The sequence below is a fragment of the Acinetobacter sp. YH12102 genome (assembly GCF_013419125.1).
Taxonomy (GTDB): Bacteria; Pseudomonadota; Gammaproteobacteria; order Pseudomonadales; family Moraxellaceae; genus Acinetobacter; species Acinetobacter pseudolwoffii.
In genome coordinates this window covers 88985-104566 of sequence record NZ_VPAS01000006.1, presented here as the reverse complement: position 1 = coordinate 104566, position 15582 = coordinate 88985, and the positions used below count along the sequence as shown (strand labels likewise).

The 15582-nt window shown below is 41.7% G+C and carries 17 protein-coding genes; 8 read left to right on the top strand and 9 right to left on the bottom strand.

Features of this window, described 5'->3' with window-relative positions:
• Nucleotides 1-209 precede the first annotated feature (209 nt).
• Nucleotides 210-587 (bottom strand): hypothetical protein, encoded by a 378-nt coding sequence (locus tag FTU42_RS07790; protein WP_180077226.1) that lies wholly within the window; start codon nucleotides 585-587, stop codon nucleotides 210-212.
• A gap of 521 nt (nucleotides 588-1108) precedes the next feature.
• Between FTU42_RS07790 and FTU42_RS07785 the strand changes: the two genes are divergently transcribed.
• The gene (locus FTU42_RS07785; RefSeq protein WP_180083223.1) at nucleotides 1109-2884 is read left to right on the top strand and encodes a YadA C-terminal domain-containing protein; all 1776 of its coding nucleotides are present in this window, start codon (nucleotides 1109-1111) and stop codon (nucleotides 2882-2884) included.
• 65 nt (nucleotides 2885-2949) lie between these two features.
• On the opposite strand, the gene FTU42_RS07780 is transcribed toward FTU42_RS07785, so the two are convergent.
• Complete coding sequence (locus FTU42_RS07780) at nucleotides 2950-3444, bottom strand: copper resistance protein NlpE (RefSeq protein ID WP_180083222.1); 495 nt, start codon at nucleotides 3442-3444, stop codon at nucleotides 2950-2952.
• A gap of 229 nt (nucleotides 3445-3673) precedes the next feature.
• Between FTU42_RS07780 and FTU42_RS07775 the strand changes: the two genes are divergently transcribed.
• Entirely contained in the window at nucleotides 3674-4828 is a 1155-nt protein-coding gene (locus FTU42_RS07775; protein ID WP_180083221.1) for a LuxR C-terminal-related transcriptional regulator, read from the top strand.
• 243 nt (nucleotides 4829-5071) lie between these two features.
• Here FTU42_RS07775 and FTU42_RS07770 read toward each other — a convergent pair whose 3' ends face one another.
• A complete protein-coding gene (locus FTU42_RS07770; protein WP_180083220.1) occupies nucleotides 5072-5290 on the bottom strand; it encodes a hypothetical protein in 219 nt (72 codons plus the stop codon).
• A 440-nt stretch (nucleotides 5291-5730) separates the two neighbouring features.
• On the opposite strand from FTU42_RS07770, the gene FTU42_RS07765 reads away from it, so the two are divergent.
• Nucleotides 5731-6279 (top strand): 1-acyl-sn-glycerol-3-phosphate acyltransferase, encoded by a 549-nt coding sequence (locus tag FTU42_RS07765; RefSeq protein ID WP_171294118.1) that lies wholly within the window; start codon nucleotides 5731-5733, stop codon nucleotides 6277-6279.
• A gap of 78 nt (nucleotides 6280-6357) precedes the next feature.
• On the opposite strand, the gene FTU42_RS07760 is transcribed toward FTU42_RS07765, so the two are convergent.
• The 3 genes from FTU42_RS07760 to FTU42_RS07750 form a co-directional block, all read right to left on the bottom strand.
• Nucleotides 6358-6678 carry a hypothetical protein gene (locus FTU42_RS07760; protein ID WP_005096317.1) on the bottom strand — a complete coding sequence of 107 codons (321 nt, stop codon included), beginning with the start codon at nucleotides 6676-6678 and terminating at the stop codon, nucleotides 6358-6360.
• Between the two features lie 133 nt (nucleotides 6679-6811).
• Entirely contained in the window at nucleotides 6812-7573 is a 762-nt protein-coding gene (locus FTU42_RS07755; protein ID WP_159138045.1) for a 3-oxoacyl-ACP reductase, read from the bottom strand.
• A 99-nt stretch (nucleotides 7574-7672) separates the two neighbouring features.
• A complete protein-coding gene (locus tag FTU42_RS07750; RefSeq protein ID WP_100328797.1) occupies nucleotides 7673-8407 on the bottom strand; it encodes a sulfite exporter TauE/SafE family protein in 735 nt (244 codons plus the stop codon).
• 245 nt (nucleotides 8408-8652) lie between these two features.
• On the opposite strand from FTU42_RS07750, the gene FTU42_RS07745 reads away from it, so the two are divergent.
• Entirely contained in the window at nucleotides 8653-8871 is a 219-nt protein-coding gene (locus FTU42_RS07745) for a hypothetical protein (protein ID WP_005171910.1), read from the top strand.
• 92 nt (nucleotides 8872-8963) lie between these two features.
• On the opposite strand, the gene rsmD is transcribed toward FTU42_RS07745, so the two are convergent.
• Both rsmD and mrdA read right to left on the bottom strand, forming a co-directional pair.
• Nucleotides 8964-9521 (bottom strand): 16S rRNA (guanine(966)-N(2))-methyltransferase RsmD, encoded by a 558-nt coding sequence (rsmD, locus tag FTU42_RS07740; protein WP_005096323.1) that lies wholly within the window; start codon nucleotides 9519-9521, stop codon nucleotides 8964-8966.
• Between the two features lies 1 nt (nucleotide 9522).
• A complete protein-coding gene (gene mrdA, locus FTU42_RS07735; RefSeq protein WP_159138044.1) occupies nucleotides 9523-11574 on the bottom strand; it encodes a penicillin-binding protein 2 in 2052 nt (683 codons plus the stop codon).
• A gap of 238 nt (nucleotides 11575-11812) precedes the next feature.
• Here mrdA and FTU42_RS07730 point away from each other — a divergent pair, with 238 nt between their 5' ends.
• From FTU42_RS07730 to FTU42_RS07715, 4 genes are all read left to right on the top strand, one after another.
• Entirely contained in the window at nucleotides 11813-12331 is a 519-nt protein-coding gene (locus FTU42_RS07730; protein ID WP_005096326.1) for a hypothetical protein, read from the top strand.
• Between the two features lie 65 nt (nucleotides 12332-12396).
• The gene (locus FTU42_RS07725; protein WP_159138043.1) at nucleotides 12397-13713 is read left to right on the top strand and encodes a hypothetical protein; all 1317 of its coding nucleotides are present in this window, start codon (nucleotides 12397-12399) and stop codon (nucleotides 13711-13713) included.
• A gap of 75 nt (nucleotides 13714-13788) precedes the next feature.
• Nucleotides 13789-14448: an adenylate kinase gene (adk, locus tag FTU42_RS07720; RefSeq protein ID WP_005096329.1), complete on the top strand. Its 660-nt coding sequence runs from the start codon at nucleotides 13789-13791 to the stop codon at nucleotides 14446-14448.
• Nucleotides 14449-14536: 88 nt separating this feature from the next.
• Nucleotides 14537-14749 (top strand): hypothetical protein, encoded by a 213-nt coding sequence (locus tag FTU42_RS07715; protein WP_159138042.1) that lies wholly within the window; start codon nucleotides 14537-14539, stop codon nucleotides 14747-14749.
• A gap of 117 nt (nucleotides 14750-14866) precedes the next feature.
• On the opposite strand, the gene nth is transcribed toward FTU42_RS07715, so the two are convergent.
• Nucleotides 14867-15580 (bottom strand): endonuclease III, encoded by a 714-nt coding sequence (gene nth, locus FTU42_RS07710; RefSeq protein ID WP_159138041.1) that lies wholly within the window; start codon nucleotides 15578-15580, stop codon nucleotides 14867-14869.
• Nucleotides 15581-15582 lie beyond the last annotated feature (2 nt).

Genomic DNA, 15582 nt, shown 5'->3' with positions numbered 1-15582 from the left:
GATTTAATTAAAATATAATTGATGTGCGGCTATATGAACAGTACAGTTATAAATAATGAGGGGAAAAGTTCAGAGGATCATTCTGAACTGGTATTGATTAGTAAATGTGAATTAAAGTCTTTATACCGAAAATTAAAGGAATATGAAGATCGTTTACGGATATATGAACATGAGCATAAAAAAATTTTAGCTTATTTCACGCATAAAAATTACAATTGATTTAACTCATCAATCAACTTTTTAATGATATCTTTATGATGATTTTTTAAAGCGCGAAACTTCAGATAATAGTCTAGATCTCCAATATCATGTTCTGAAATCTGAGCACTCGGACTAATATCCTGGTCTCCAAATCTTAGCCATTGATTAGATACATTTAGCCAGATTGCTAAAATAGAAAGCTTATCTTGGCTAGGGATGGCCTTACCTAATAACCAGTTATTCGCAGATTGTACTGAAATTGGGCTGCCGTCATAACGGTGATTGAACTCCCTAGATAAAAAAGTAGGGCTAATAGGGTGTGCAGCATCCAGTAAAGCTTGTTTCAATCGTTCAGCAAATAATTTTTTTTCTTGCTGATTGCTCATAAATTAAGTTCTCTCTTTCTATCTCATCATACACTTTATAAGTTTTATCTTAAAAATGTATTTAAAATACTACAATGATTTTAAGAGCATAATTTTAAGAAAACTCGACTCATATTTCAATTGTAACAAAGTTTTTTAGCCTATCTTGTTGTAATTATTTGTAATTTTTATTTGTTTATCTGATTTTATGTTTAATTCAGCTTATAACCAATATTAGTTCATCAATCCATTAATTAGTTGTTATTGATTTATAGGTTTTATTTTTTAATATTTAATAAAAACAATTACTTAAAAATTACTCCTGCGTTTTACTGACCTGTTATAAACTTTAAATTTAAAAATAAATCAAATATTGATTGATCTTTTTGTTTTGTTTTGTATATTATTGCCTCAAGACCGCTATAGCAGCGGTAGGGAGTGGATGGCGGTCTCCAGAACAACCAGACATTCAACTCAGTTTTGCTGGTTTACATCAATCCTAGGGTAAACCAGTCTTTTTATAAAAATTGAAGGAAATTTACATGAAATTTCAAAAGACACTTTTAGCAGCTAGCCTTGCAGTAGCAGCAGTATCAGCTAATGCAGCACATACTTGGACAGATGTATATGGTAATGTACAACAACAGGTTAGTCCTGTTGAAGTCTTGAACAACTATTATGCAGAAGCTTTAAGTCAAGATACATCGTATTTATATCAGACAGGTGAGACCCATGCTGCTGATTATGGTAGCAAGTTGCCAACTTCATTAGGCAATATTGGTTATACAGATCCAAACGCTCTTGTTGCTAAATATGGTATCAATGGTCAGACTATCGTTGAGGTTATTGCACGCCAAGCAGAGAATGCTGAGGCTACAAAAACTTATTACGTTGAAAATGCAAATCGCTTAACTCAGATTGCAGTTACAGATTTTGATTCGACTAAATTAGTAAAAGAGAATTTCTTAGAGGGTGGTGTTGTTACTTCAACATTTAATCGCAACGGTGAAATTGAAGAAATTAAACGTATTAATAATGAAACGGTTAAGTATGGCCAAATTTCTTCTACTAATTCAACCTCGGTTTTTGAGGGTGCTACAACTGCACCAAATGGTCCGACAAATGAGTTCGTTCGTGACGTTGCCACAGAAAACCAATACAACGAAAAATCAGTTGAACTTGGTATTCTAACACAAAAAGTTTTAGGTGATGTTACATCAAATGTTTATGGTGTAAGTGCTAAAGATGGTAACAGTGTTGCTACACTTACTGGTAAAGGTTTGCAAACAAACAATATCGTATTAGCAAATGGTGATATTGAAACTGTGGATGGTCGTCACGGTATTACATCATTAGTGGCAACAACAAATAGTGCAAATCAACTTGTGAGTCAGTATGTTGTTGCTGGCAAGAATGTATGGGTTGTAACAGATGTTACTACTCAAGAGAAGCAGTATTTTACAGGTCAAGAAAATGCTCTTGTTGAATACCTTGACTCTAAAGATGTGCTAACAGCAGACAAATTAGTTGCTGGTGGTGCAGCGACAACTGTTACTGGTGTTTACCGTGACTCAAGTGTACGTAATGTAATTTCTGACCAAAAAGTTACGTATAGTGAAAAATCATTTGAATATGATGCTTCGCGTTTGACTGGTCAAACAACTGATGCTGCTGGTTCGATTGTAAGTCAATTATCTACTAATAGTAATCAACAAGGTGCTCGTAACCAAAAAGAACAATCAGTAGATTTAGGTATTATTGCTAAAGATGCTACTGATAATTCAAATGTTTATGGTTTAGAAGTTAAGAAAACAACAACGAATGCAGAAGGTCAAGTATCTACTAAAAAGACTACAATCACTGCTGATTATGTAGATTCTGGTGACTTCCGTATCAATGGTGTAAGTATCGTTGATAACATTAAAGAGTCTGTTGATGGTGCTGTAGCTGGCGCTACTGAAGCTATCGATGCTAAAGTTGCTGAAGTTGATGAACGTTTAACTGAATTCAAGACAACAGCTGGTCAATTAAATAGCCGTGTAAATCAGTTGAACTCTCGTATTGATGACGTAGAAAAAACTGCTTATCGTGGTGTAGCAATTGCATTAGCTGCTCAACAACAAATTCCTAATATCGGTGCTGGCCAATTCGCTGTATTTGGCGGTGTAGGTCACTATGAAGGTGAGTCTGCTGGTGCTCTAGGTGTTGCAAGCGTATTTGCTGATGGTCGTACTTCTGTAAGTGCTGCTCTTGGTTTCGCTGGCGGTAATGAAGTTGGTGGCCGTGTAGGTGTTTCATATGTGTTTGGCGGTAAATAATTTACCTTCAACATAGTTGAAATAAAATCCCCGCTATTGCGGGGATTTTTTTATTCTTTACAAAATTATGATGAAGACTTTTTAACTAATTTATAATTTAAATTACTCTCAATTTTTTTACCTGATTCAACATCACGTGCTTCGATAAAATTTTCGCCAACAAAGAATTTACGGTTTTCAGCTTTGTTATCTAATGTGATGAGTGACGGATCCTGAGGATCAAAACTAAAACTGCCTTTGAGCTCAAATTCATTATTATTAGCTTTCCCTAAATATTCTTCACTCAGTTCATAAGTCTTATCTGAATTAAGCTGTAACTCGACTTTAATGCCTTCACAGTCGGCACAAGGAAATACACCTTCATATTCACCTGCCCAATCTAATGAGGTCTCTGCGCTATCAGCCCGAGTCAGATTGGTACCGGAGTTATTTTGCTCCGTCATCGCTGGGCTGGATGGTGCATTATGATTCATTGGCTCATTGTCATTCTGTTTTGAACATGCTGTCAACGTTGATGAAATAGCGACTGCCATCGCAGCGGTGAATATAAATTTCTTCATTGTTTTGATCCTATGGATTTATTTGTTAGCTAATTACATTAAAAGCAGTCTGTATAGATAAATAGAGCAATCTTGTTAAAGTTTGATTCATTAGGTGAATCAGATCAAAGTTATTCATCAATCAATAGACTTCAGGGATTTTCATAAAATATTAAAGGTATTTTATGTCGTTTCACCAAGGGCTGCTTGGCGCTATGATTAAGAAAGAACTATAAAAAATGAGGCAGCAATGAAATTAGAACAAGAAAATAATCTTATTGCAAAAATTTATGATGCTGCATTATTGCCAGCTTTGTGGCTAGAGGTGATCGAAGATATCGTGAGCTACACTAAAAGTAAGAGTGCAATTTTTACCGGTCTGGATCAGCTTAATCCAGGCTATGATTTTGTTCACACGTATAATATCCCGAATGAAAGTTTGGCTGCCTATCAGGATGAACGTATCAGAGTGATTGATATGAAACTGCATATGCCCTTATGGAATGATATTGAGATGGGGGATGCATTGAGTCATAACTGTCAGCACTATGCAGAACAGCCGGGTACGGATCACTATGTGTTCTATGAGAAGTGTTTAAAGCCTAGCGGTGTATCTTATCTGGCTGGCGTATTGCTGGATCGGGGAAATTATCGTTGGGCGGTACTGGGTATTCATCGTGCACCTGAAGTACAGCCTTTTGAACAGCCTGAGCTGGATTTTTTAAGACGCATCAGTATTCATTTACGCCGGGCTTTACAAATTCACCGGCAAATCAGCTTGATTCAACAAGATAATTTAAACTTGTATACGCTATTGGAGGGTTTAAAAACAGGGATTATGCTGCTTGATCAAAACTTGTGTTTAAGCTATTCCAATCCTGTGGCACAGCAGATGATTCATCAAAGTTCATGTCTGGATCTGGATAGACATAATCATCTAAAAATCCATCCTTCTCAGCAGGCACGTCTTGATCAGTTGTTAGAAAGTGCTTTACTGGATGCTACAACGGTTCAGGCTGAGGTCGGTGGAGTCTTGGCACTGAGTGATAGTACGGGGTCTCAATTAATGCTCACAATCGTGCCGTTTAAAAAATTAAGAAATATTCAACCTTTACAAGCAGATCAGCACCAGATTGCATTATTTATGACCGACAAGAACCAGCATTACTCACTGTCTAGAGCTTATCTACAGCAATGTTATCATCTGTCAAAGCGAGAGTTTGATTTATGTGAATTGTTAATTAATGGTTATAAAATAGAAGATATTGCAGAACAGTGTGGCATTACGTTGAGTTCGGTACGGACGTATTTTAAAAATATTTATGAAAAAACCCAATGTTGTTCGCAAATCGAACTGATGCATTTATTGATGGGTTGTACCATTCAGTTTGAACATATTGATTAAAATAACGCCATCTTCTGATGGGATTGTCTGAGTTGATTTTATTTTAGTTGAGTCGAGAGAGTGTAAAACTACCTTCGCCACTTCCCGTCAATGTGAGGATAATAGCATCAATTGTACCTGACAAACCTAAATGTGCATGAGTCTCGGAAAGACCTGCACAACCATTGGTATCAATGATCTGAACAATCTACAAATAATTTACTATCTCGGATCTGGTAGTTACCATATTCGATTCCCGCTCCACTAAGATGTGTCTCCACTTTCGACTTGATCATGCCCGATAGCATCAACTAGGTTATATGTATGATTTGCCTTGAAAACGAATAATTGTTTACCCGAACCTGAGCTCCAAGCACCTATAATTCCCGAATTATGAGGGGTAATTTTCGTAAAAATTGCACTTTCATCTGGATTTTGGGCTTCCGAAATTTTTAATTGAGTGCTGTCGAAGAATATTTTCATATGGCTTAATCATTGTCCGAACCGCCACATGCCGTGATTAACCCCGCTAAAGCAAGGCAAAGTAAAGTTTTTTTCATTAGAATCTTCCTGAAATTATAATGTCAGGGAAGTATAAAAAGACGTGATGTTTTGCCATATCCCAAAATGAGGAGGTTAGGAGCATTTCAGTGAATAAACTCTTGAATTTATTTCACAATCATCGTTGATGGAGCGAGGTAGTCAAACCTGAGTGCTGCTTGATGGGTAAATTAAGTTGAAATGTATAAGTGTTTAATTCATTTTTTATTTGAAAAATCTAATTATACAAATATAGATTAATTGGTTATTTGTTGTGCAATTTGCACTATCTATATTTGCTTAGATTGCTAGAATCTGCGCAGATTTGAATAGAACTGGTGCATAAGGTGTTTGAGAAGTTAGCAGAACAAAGTCTGAACATGATGGGTTGGGAAATTGATAATCACTGGCCACTAGATTTAGAGCAATGTGTCATGATTGCTGCTCCTCATACCAGTAACTGGGATGCACTCTATGCGCGTCTGGCTTTGAAAGCGTTAGGTGTGAATGTTCGCTTAACCATTAAAGACAGTTATATGAAATTTCCATTGGGGCCTTTTGTACGGGCGATGGGCGGAATCGGGATTGACCGTCGACCTAAGCAGCCGGGTGAGCCGCGTCCGAGCATGGTGCAGGTGATGACGGATTTATTTAAGACCCATCCCAAACTGGTCATGCTGGTCACACCAGAAGCAACACGTGCCAAACAGGAACAGTGGAAAACCGGTTTTTATCATGTTGCGATCAATGCGGGTGTGCCGATTGCTTTGGCTTATATGGACTATGCCAAGAAAAAAACTGGCGTAGGTAAAATTGTTTATCCGACAGGGGATTATGAAAAAGATATGGCGGAAATCATGGCATTTTATGCAGATATTCAGCCAAAATTCCCTGAATGTTTCAGTGTCGATCAGCGTTATTATCAGAATTAAAATTGCGTTGTAAAAAGAGCAGGGTATTTTCCCTGCTTTTTTATTGCCTAAGAATTAAGAATATCAGACAAATACTACTTAGTTTTCAGAAGCGGGTAAAATTCCACCGAGGCTTTGACAGGCACTTTTATACAGCTCATATTGCTGTTGCACAACTTCCGATAAGGGAATATCAAATAACTTTTCACCTTGGTGATAATGCTCGATATACGCTTCGGCCTTGGATTTTGTGCTATAGAGCGAATGCTGATAATAATCGGTCATACTGGTATGCGACATCTGTGACATCTCGATCTGGGAGCACTGGAAATTTTGCAGCAGCTGTTCCGATTTTTTCAGATCGCTAGACATACAACCTGCCAGCAATAAGGTACTGAGCAATGTCGTGATAAATTTCATAGAAAATAGACAAAAGGTTTTATGGGAACACCGTATTGTAGAAGTAAAACCCGGTCACAAAACCTTTTTAATCTACCAAATGGTTAAAAAATGGAACAATAGAGTTTAAAAACTATGTTCATTTTCTAAAGAGTTAGCCTTTGACCAAACCACCATCCACAATCAGGTTTTGTCCTGTGACAGCACGTGAATACGGCGACAAAAACATCAGGATTGCAGCTGCAAATTCTTCCGGGGTAATCACCCGGCGTAAAGGCGTGGATTGAGCAATCAGGTCAAAGACAAAATCTGGGGTGGCCTTACTGGCATCTGTGGTTTGTAACAGACCGCCAGAGAGCATATTGACATTAATACCATATTGTCCCAAATCCTGCGCCGTAGTGCGAGTAAAGGCCAATAAAGCCGCTTTTGCTGCGGTATAGTCATGATAAGGAACCACCGGATTTTGCACCAAGTTTGTGCCGATATTGATGATCCTGCCAAAACCCGTGTGCTTCATATCGTCCAGTGCGGCTTGTGTGGTATTGAGGGCAGCCTGTACTGCACCACTGAATTGACGTGACATGGTCTCCCAAGTTAAATCTTCAACCTTAGGGCGATCATCCCCATTAAATTCAAACTGAATCAGCGCATTATTGACGACCGCATGAATCGCTTCCCCGAAATGCTTTTTTGCCGCAGCAAATAAAGTCCGTACCTGATCAGCCTGAGTGACATCGGCCTGATAAATAAAGACCTGCTCGGGATACTGCTGCGCAAGCTGTTCGGCGGTTTGCTGACTGCTATGATAATTGACGACGACGCGAGCACCTTCTGCCAATAGGGCTTGAGTAATCGCCAAACCCAAGCCACGTGCTCCGCCGGTAACGAGAACAATCTGATCACGAATCTGCATAATGATGATCTATATTACGAAATATTGGCCCTAACATAGCAGTTATGTCAGCGGATTCAAGCCTGAGGCAAAGTAAACCAACTCTGCATGAGATTGGGCTTAAATGAATTGGGACGCTATAAGAAAACAGCCGGCGCTGAACAGCAAACTTAGGATAATACGTTTAAACAGCAGTTCAGAAATTTTATAGAAGAGTTTTGCCCCTAAAATGGCCGGAATACTGACAAAAACTATTAACACTGCCATATAGGGTAAATGACTTTGATCGATCATACCTTGCCATAGATAGGTACCGAGTGCGAAGACCTGAACTGCAAAATTAAAATGCCTCAAGATATAGCGTTGCTGGGCTTTCGGGAGTTGTTTCAACATCACCCATGCTGAAGGGACGGCTCCACAAAAACCACCAAGTCCGCCTAATATTCCACCCATCAATCCGATACTACTGTCGGCTATTTTTCCCGAGCGCTGAATGGTTTTGATGTGTGGATTGAGCAGCATCAGCGGAGACCAGAGCACCAGAAAAATGCCCAAAACTAATTTAAATGTATCAGCTTGAATGATGTGCAGCAGGTAAGTGCCGAGCGGTACGCCAATCAGACCCGCCACTAAATAAGGCAGTAGCCACTGTTTAGATAATATGGGTGGCTTCTGTTCCTGAGTCAGTGAAATTAAATGACTCCAGATGGAAGCAAATACCAGCAAGGGCGCTGCCAGTTGCGGAGCCAATACCCAGACCCAGAATGACATGGCAATCAGGGCAAAGGCAAAACCGGTCAGCCCCTGTACGAAACCAGCGACCATTGCACCAAGAATAAATAACAGCCAGGTCATAAAGGTAAGGTCAGAAGGAAAGGCAGCAGTATTCTAAAGATCAGGGCAAAAGCCAAGCTTTTAGTTAGCTGTATTTATGCAAATTAAAGTTCAAATGTGCGTAAAATATTAAAACGAAAATAAGGAATGAGTTTTTTATTCCTGCATAAAAAATGCATAAATCACTACAACAGAGCAACAATGAGTTCGTTTAGTCTCCATGAACTCGCCTGATACTGATAGGGTGAAGTAAAGAGATTAGGGACATGATTAAAAAAGCGATTTTACTTTCTGTATTGGCAGTGTCATTAACTGGTTGTGTGGTTGATCCATGGGATGATGGTTCTCGTGATCACCGGGATCGCAACGGACATTATGATCGAGACCACAAGGATCGTGACTGGAAAAATCGGGAGCATAGAGATCATCGGGATTGGAAGCGTGACAGAGGTGACAACCGTGATTGGCGCCGTGATCGTGACTAAAATACTTCTCGCATCTTTCAGTTTGACTATTATTGACAAAAAAGGATTCCACCGCGGAATCCTTTTTTAATGGGTCTTAATTGTGACTTTATTTAAGAAACACTTTTTTGATAAAGCCCTGCACGCACTGTACCGGCTTTGGTATTTTTAATGAGTCGCCATGATGCTGGTAATTTAAGCAACTGTAGATCACGGTCTGCTTCCACATAAATATAAGCATTATTTTTCACCAGATGATCTGCCTGTAATGCCAGCTCTTCCCATAAGTTCAGGCTATACGGTGGATCGAGAAAAACCAGATCAAATTGTGTTTGCAGGCTGGTTAAAGCTTGCTGCGCCGTTGCTATTTTCAATTGGGCGCGTGCTTTGGTGACTTGTAAAAGTTCAAGATTCTGGGTCAGGAATTGTGCCTGAGTACGATCTGGTTCAATCATGACGACTGAGGCCGCACCACGCGATAAGGCTTCAAAAGCCAAGGCACCAGATCCTGCACAAATGTCCAAAACCTGTGCATTTTGTACGTCCCACATAAGCCAGTTAAACAGGGTTTCGCGTACTCGATCAGGCGTCGGGCGTAAACCCTCAATGCTGGCAAAAGGTAGTTGACGACGTTTCCAGTCACCCCCAATAATTCGAAGTTGGTTTTTCATTTTAGTCTCGTTCTACCGGTGTGGGAGCAGGAGGCGCTACAGCTAGAGCAGCTGCATTTGCAGATGGATTGGTGGCAGGATCTGGTGGCTGAATATTGGCTGGAGCTACAGTTGCTGCATCTTGACTCAACATGCCTGCACCACTTGGCAATTCAGCAGGCTTGATTCCGGCTGTCATCAGACCACCACTGAGCTGATGACCTTGCGGGCGTACCGGCTTCTTATCTTTATGCAGCAACCAATAATCAAAAATCGGACGAGCCAGCACAGTGGCTGCACTACCGCCACGACCATTTTCCAGAATGACCGCAATCGCAATTTCAGGATTTTCAGCAGGTGCAAAACCGACAAACAGGCCATGATCCAGCTGACGGTCGGTCAATAAGGATTCATTATAACGCTTGCCTTGAGCAATGCTCTTCACCTGAGCTGTACCGGTTTTACCTGCAATGGAATATTGTAAGCCACTTTTGATGCCTCGGCCTGTACCAGATTGAATCACGTCGACCATGGCATCACGCATCTTGATCCAGTCTTCTTCCTGACCATTAAAATCGATCTTGCCGTGGGTACCATTATGTACCTTGAACGTTTTGGCACCGCGACTTTCACGTAACACATGCGGAATGACTTTATTGCCATGGTTGGCGGTAATGGCTGTTGCCATGGCCAGTTGTAACGGCGTTGAAGTGAAAGCCCCCTGACCGATACTCACCGAAATAGTTTCACCTCGTAACCATTTGGCGTTACGGGTACGCATCTTCCATTCCGGGTTCGGGTACAATCCTGAGCTTTCACTTGGTAAATCCACGCCGGTTTTTTCACCAAAGCCAAACTGACGCATCCAGGTGTTCATTTTCTCAATGCCCATGCGGTAGGACATGACATAGAAATAAGTATCACAAGAAACGACCTGAGCTTTGTGCATGTTGACTGCGCCATGCCCGGATTTTTTATGGTCACGGAAGCGGTGACTATCACCCGGCAGACTGAAATAGCCCGGATCAGAAATAGTAGTATCCCAGTCCACCAGACCATAATGCAGGCCGCCCAATGCAAACATCGGTTTAATGGTTGAACCAGGAGGATAAACCCCTTGCACGGCGCGGTTGTATAAAGGTTGATCCAGATTATCACGCAGATCACTATAATCTTTATGACTGATACCGGTCACAAACAGATTTGGATTGAAACTTGGGCTGGAAACCAGCGCCAGAATTTCCCCAGTTTTCGGATTCATCGCCACAATCGCGCCACGGCGTCCAGCCAGTTGCTCTGAAGCCACCACCTGCAAACCATAATCCAGTGACAAGAACAGATCATTACCGCGCACCGGATCCTTACGGCCCAAATGCCGTAGCACATTACCAAAAGCATCCGCTTCTACCGATTCATTTCCTGGCACCCCATGCAGAAGTTCTTCATAGGATTTTTCTACCCCAATTTTCCCGATCAGGTTGGTCCCGGCATACAGATCCTTGTCAATGGCTTTGAGTTCTTTGTCATTAATCCGGCCCACATAACCAATCACATGGGCAAACAGGTCGCCATGCGGATAATAGCGGGTCATCTGGGTTTCAATATTCACGCCCGGAAACTGATATTTGACCTCGCTAAAACGGGCAATATCATTTTCATTCAGGTTGAGCTTGATCGAAACCCGTTCGGTTCTACGTGCTGTTTTGATCCGGCTTTGGAAGCGTTCAATATCTTCTTCGGTCAGCTCCAGAATAGGCTTCAGACGTTCCAAAGTCTGGTCAATATCCTGCACATCGGCGCGGCTTAAAGTTGCGGTAAAAACCGGGTAGTTATCGGCCAGCAATACGCCGTTACGGTCATAAATATAACCGCGCGCTGGAGGCAGAGGTTGCAGACGAATCCGGTTTTGGTCAGAAGCGGTACTGAAGGTCTCGAAATTAAAGAGTTGTAAATAAGCATAGCGGCTGACCAGCAGCAGCATAAAAAAGATGACGATTCCAACAGAAATCCATACTCGACTACGATAGATGCGCTTTTCTTGTTGTGCATTTTTTAAAGGAAAGTGCTGCTTCATACGCGATCGACTTGAGACCTGAGGAAAGGAGGAAAGAATCAAAGTGGAATATTCTAACGCAACTGGACTTGATTTGATAATGAAAAACTGCCATTACGATCAGTTCCTTTAAGCTTTGACTTTGCAGACATGAAAATTGTAAAGTGCTGTATATAAGAGTTGTGATAATTCTGATACAGTAAAATCGAATAAAAATAGGACTATACCAAAAACTATAATTAAGGAAGATGGTGAAGGAATGAACAAGGTTTACCCTTTGTTGGCGTTTGCATTGTGGGCGAACGGGGCCTATGCACATGATCAAATCAATAATACTGCAGATAAAGTAGAAGCGACTCAGGCAAAAGCCTTTAATGTTGGGGCTGGTTTTACCCGGAAGCTGGTACATTTAAATACTGAATGGGTTAATCCTTATGGGATTGCTTATGTGAAAGGTGGGGTTTTTCTGGATGATGATCGAACGATAGGGGGACAAGTAGGCTTTCGTTATCCTGCGCATCTGACCGGCAAGGATAAAAATGGGTATTATGTCGGAGGCTATGCGGGTCATATTGAAAGCAAACGCGTCGACAATGAATACAAGGCTCGCTTAGGTGCTGGAATTGATTTGGCCTATGTTTTGTTGAGTTCAGAGCGAATCAGCAGTTTTAGTGTCGGCATTGGTGCCGGAGAGAAATTTGAAGATCGAAATGGTCGTGTGGTGGCCGAAACTGAACCGCGACTACAATTTTCCTATACTTTAAGTATCGGTTTATAGACAAAATATTTGACCTTATAAATATGTGTATTCTGTGAACAAAAAATTAAATATGGAACTTATGCATGCTTGAGTACGTCAACGAATTGTGGCAAACCTTTGTGAATCGCCCGGATTTTTGGGCCGTGCTCAGCATTATTCCGGTGACCGCATTTGTAACGTGGGCTCACGTCTGGATGGCACTGAAAATGGTCTTTTATCCGATCAATTTTTGGGGTGTCCATCTCGGTCCTGTACCTGTCGGCTGGCAGGGGATCGTGCCACGCAAAGCTGGCCGTATTTCAGGCATTATTACCGATAACACTTTGTCTAAACTAGGTTCCATCCGCGAATTTTTACAGGCCATGGATCCAGATGATATGGCACGGATCATTGGTGAACAGGTTGGTTTTGAACTTGAACATCTGATTGATGAAGTGATGATGGATCGTAATGCAGTCCTTTGGGAAAACCTGCCTTTTGCCATCAAACGCAGAATTTATGCACAGGCACAAAAACAAATGCCGGCAATTTTGCGTGAATTGGTGACCGAGCTGACCATGAACGTCGAGTCACTTGTCGATATGCGTGAAATGGTGGTCAGCCAGATGGAAGGTGACCGTCGGTTAATGGTGCGCATGTTCCTGAAAGTGGGCCAAAAAGAAATCAATTTTATTTGGCATATCAGTGCACTCATCGGCATGTTCTTTGGTATTTTCCAGATGATTGTCTGGTTCGTGGTGCCGTGGCACTGGACTGTCCCGTTCTGGGCTGCCATCTGGGGCTTTTTGACTAACTGGATTGCGATCTGGATGGTATTCAACCCGCTCTATCCGCATCCGGTAAAGTACCCGCAATTCTTTAGCCGTACCACAAGTCGCAAGTTTCCATGGATTAAACCTGTCATTCCGCGTATTGGCACCTATAACATACAAGGCGCATTTATGAAACGTCAGGATGAAGTCTCTGATGTTTTCGCAAGTGTAGTCACAGAAGATCTGATTACGTTAAAATCGATCATGACCGAGATGATGTATGGCGGGAAAAAAGACAAAACCCGCCGCATTGTCAAACGTCATATTAATGAAATTATGGAAACACCCCTGGTTCGGACCTCTTTACAGCTGTCTTTAGGGCCAAAAGAGTATGCAAAACTCAAGACGGACTTGATCGATCGCTCGATTGAAATTACGATGGTGCCTGTATGCGACCCAGCATTTAATGCGAGCCGTGCACAGAAAATCTATCAAATGTTTAGAGACCGCATACGCGAGTTGACTCCGAAGGAGTTTCAGAATCTTTTACGTCCTGCATTTCAGGAAGATGAATGGATTCTGATTTTATTGGGTGGGGTAACCGGTTTTGTCGCGGGTTTAATCCATTTGTTTGTGGCTTTCTTATAATGAGATGCCGGGGGACACAATCGGGCGATTGTGGTCGTGGCGTCATACATATTGTTTAAATGAGGATGTTTATATATGCGCATTATCTTACTCGGACCACCTGGAGCAGGTAAAGGTACACAAGCTCAGTTGATCTGTAAGCGCTACAATATCCCACAAATTTCAACCGGTGATATGCTCCGTGCTGCAATTCGTGAAGGAACTGAATTAGGTCTACAAGCTAAAAGTGTCATGGACAATGGCGGTTTGGTTTCTGATGAGTTGATCATTGGTCTGGTCAAAGAGCGTATTGCGCAACCTGATTGTGTAAATGGCTGTATTTTTGATGGTTTCCCGCGTACCATTCCTCAAGCAGAAGCTTTAGAAAACGAAGGTATCAACATCGATCACGTGATTGAAATCGATGTTCCAGATGAAGAGATCGTACAACGTCTTTCTGGCCGTCGTCAGCACCCGGCATCTGGCCGTGTGTATCACATCGTTTACAACCCGCCAAAAGTGGAAGGTAAAGATGACGAAACGGGTGAAGATCTGGTTCAGCGTCCAGATGATCTGGAAGCGACAATTCGTAAACGTTTAGGTTCTTACCATACTGAAACGGAGCAACTGGTGGGCTTCTACCAAGGCCGTGCAGCATCAGGTGAAAATGCACCGACTTACAACAAGTTAAACGGTCTGCGTCCAATCGATCAGGTTCAGACTGAGCTTTTCGCGATTCTGGATCAAGCAAAATAATCGGCTGACGATGATTTTGACAATCGGAGAGCCCTAAGTCATATTAGGGCTCTTTTTTATTGCGTATTTGAACAGGGTACTTGTTGCTATGAAATTTGGCGTATTGGTGTTGATGGTAGTCTTTCTGGCAGTATTGGTAGGTCTGTTCTATTTCAGTTTTAAAATACTGAACAAAGTACGTCAGGAAGAACGTGCGGAAAATGCAGCAAAGCGACCTGAGCGCCAGCTCCATCCAAAATTACAAGCTGAACTTGAACAGCGCAAGAAACAGGAACAGGCTGAACAAGATCAGGGTAAATAATCCATAATAGTTCAGCTCAACTAAAAATTTGGTTTAAACGAAAAGCAGTTTTCTTAAAGTCGATAAAAAGGTGACACATTGGTCACCTATTTTTTATCCCATCTTGATTGCGCCGTTCTATTCAGCAAGCTCAATATTTTTCACTGCAATCGAGCGGGCTGCACCAAATTCGAATCGGTCCGGCCAGTTACACACATCGGATACTACACATTCATGACACTTCGGTTTGCGCGCAATGCAGCAATAGCGACCATGTAAAATCAGCCAGTGATGTGAATCAATAATAAATTCTTTTGGAATGACCTTCACTAAACGATGCTCGACCTCAAGCACATTTTTACCAACCGCTAGTCCGGTACGGTTACCTACCCGGAAAATATGTGTATCAACCGCCATGGTCGGCTGACCAAAGGCCGTATTCAGTACCACATTCGCCGTTTTACGACCTACACCCGGCAGGGCTTCTAAGTCTGCACGATTGTCCGGTACCACACTGTTGTGCTTCTGAATCAGCATTTCGCAGGCTTTAATCACGTTGACCGCTTTCGAGTTATATAAACCAATGGTCTTGATATATTCCTTCAAGCCGTCCACACCCAGCGCATAAATGGCTTCCGGTGTATTGGCGACTGGAAAGAGTTTGTCTGTGGCTTTGTTGACGCTGACATCGGTGGCTTGAGCAGAGAGCGTGACCGCGACCAGTAATTCAAAGGGATTGGAATAATTCAGCTCAGTTTTTGGGTTAGGCCGCTGTTCACGCAGGCGTTCAAAAAAGGTCTGAATCTGCTTTTTGGTCATGTTTTTAACGGGCTTGGCCTTTGCTGTGGTCATGT